Here is a 2,110-nt window from a genome sequence, read left to right on the forward strand (position 1 = left end):
GGGTCGGGGGTGCTCATCTGTCCGCGGCTTCCCCGTGGGTGTCGTCCTGCTCCGCGATGAGGTCGGCCCCGGCCGACTGGATGACGGTGGCGCGCACCAGGTCGCCGACGGCGAGGCCCTCGCCGTAGAGGATCGTGCTGCCGTCCACCTCGGGTGCCTGGTGCTCGGCGCGGCCCTCGTAGGCGCCGTCCTCCAGCACCGTCTCCACCAGGACGGTGACCTCCGAACCGATCCGCTCCTCGGCGCGCTGGGTCATCAGCTCCTCGGAGAGGCGGTTGAGCCGGTCCACGCGCTCGGCGACGACCTCGTCGGGCAACTTGCCCTCGTGGCCGAAGGCCTCGGTGCCCTCCTCGTCGGAGTAGCCGAACACGCCGATGGCGTCCAGCCGGGCCTCGGAGAGGAAGGAGACCAGGTCCTCGAACTCGGCCTCGGTCTCACCGGGGAAGCCCACGATGAAGTTGGAGCGCGAGCCCGCCTCGGGCGCGCGCTTGCGGACCGTGTCCAGCAGCTCCAGGAAGCGCTCGCGGTCTCCGAAGCGGCGCATGCGGCGCAGCAGGGTGCCGCTGGCGTGCTGGAAGGACAGGTCGAAGTAGGGCACCACGCCGGGGGTCCCGGTGAGCACGTCCACCAGGCCGGGGCGGACCTCGGCGGGCTGGAGGTAGCTGACCCGGACCCGCTCCAGGCCCTCGACTGCGGCCAGGCGGGGCAGGAGCTTCTCCAGGGCGCGCACGTCGCCCAGGTCCTTGCCGTAGGAGGTGGAGTTCTCGCTGACCAGGAACACCTCGCGCACGCCCTCGGAGGCCAGCCACTCGGCCTCGCGCACGATGTCGTCGGGGCGGCGGGAGAGGTAGGCCCCCCGGAAGGTCGGGATGGCGCAGAAGGTGCAGCGCCGGTCGCAGCCGGAGGCGATCTTGAGGTTGGCCACCGGTCCGCCGACGAGGCGGCGGCGCGGGACGGAGGCGCGGTAGGGCAGCTCGGTGCCCTCGGCCCCGGCGGATTCGGCGAAGCTGGCGTGGCCGGGGACGTGGGCCTGGGAGGCGTCGCGCTCGGCCGGGCTGATCGGCAGCAGCGTGCGCCGGTCGCGGGGGTCGTGCGGGACCAGGGTCCGCCCGGCCACGACGTCGTCGAGCCGGTCGGTGATGGCGGCGTAGTCGTCGAATCCGATGACCTGCGCCTCGGGCAGGGCCTGGGCCAGCTCGGAGCCGTAGCGCTCGGCCATGCACCCGGCGGCGACGACTCTGCCGCCGTTCTCCGCCGCTTCCAGGAGGGTCTCGATGGAGTCCTGCTTGGCCGCGTCGATGAACCCGCAGGTGTTGACGATGGTGACGTCGGCCTCGGTGTCGCCCTCGACGAGGTCCCAGCCGCCAGCGGACAGGCGCCCGGCCAGCTCTTCGGAGTCGACCTCGTTACGCGCACACCCCAGGGTGACGAGTGAGACAGTACGGCGCGATGACATGGCTTCCAAGCGTGTGGGAGAGCTTCGGGTGGCGCGGGGGGCCGTCCCGGACCGGTCGGCCGTGCTCAGTGCACGGCGCAGCCCGGCGCCGCCCGCAGCCCCCCACATTACCTTGGTCGGCTCACCCGCCCGTACCCCGGCCCGGATCGCTCCGGGCCGGGGCGCGGTCCGGTCACTGCTGCACGCCGTCCGGACCGATGACGATCTCCTTGACCTCGCCCGGAAGGCCGAGGGGTCCGGAGCTCTCGCCGTTGACGGTCACGCTGACCGCCCCGGCGTCGCCGACCCACAGGTTGAGCATGTCCTCGGTCACGTACTCCTTGACGTCGCCCTCCAGCAGGTAGCCGACGTAGAGGTCCTCGCCGTCGGCCCCGGTGACCTCGACCCAGCTGCGTCCGGAGGCGCCGAGTTCGACGGCGAACTCGACGGGCCCCTGCTCCGCCGCGGCCTCCTCCGCCCCCACGGCGGAGTCGACGGTCCTCTCGGTGGCGGAGGAGTCGAAGGCCGAGCGCAGCGGGTTGCCCGCGTCCCAGTCCTGCCAGGTGCGGACCCCGACGAAGAGCGCCAGGAGGAAGATGGCCCCGACCACGGCCCAGGGCCAGTGGCGCCGGACGGCGTCGACGGGCCGGGGGCGGGCGGCGATGACCACGGGGC

At 73.2% G+C, this 2,110-nt stretch carries 2 protein-coding genes; both read right to left on the reverse strand.

From position 1 onward, the window contains the following. Positions 1–13 precede the first annotated feature (13 nt). A complete protein-coding gene (gene rimO, locus DQW06_RS01040; RefSeq protein WP_013151703.1) occupies positions 14–1,456 on the reverse strand; it encodes a 30S ribosomal protein S12 methylthiotransferase RimO in 1,443 nt (480 codons plus the stop codon). A gap of 172 nt (positions 1,457–1,628) precedes the next feature. Further along, positions 1,629–2,110: DUF4115 domain-containing protein (locus tag DQW06_RS01045; protein WP_117197796.1), on the reverse strand; the 482-nt coding region annotated here is incomplete at its 5' end.

The sequence above is a fragment of the Nocardiopsis sp. TNDT3 genome (assembly GCF_003427465.1).
GTDB classification, from domain to species: domain Bacteria; phylum Actinomycetota; class Actinomycetes; order Streptosporangiales; family Streptosporangiaceae; genus Nocardiopsis; species Nocardiopsis dassonvillei.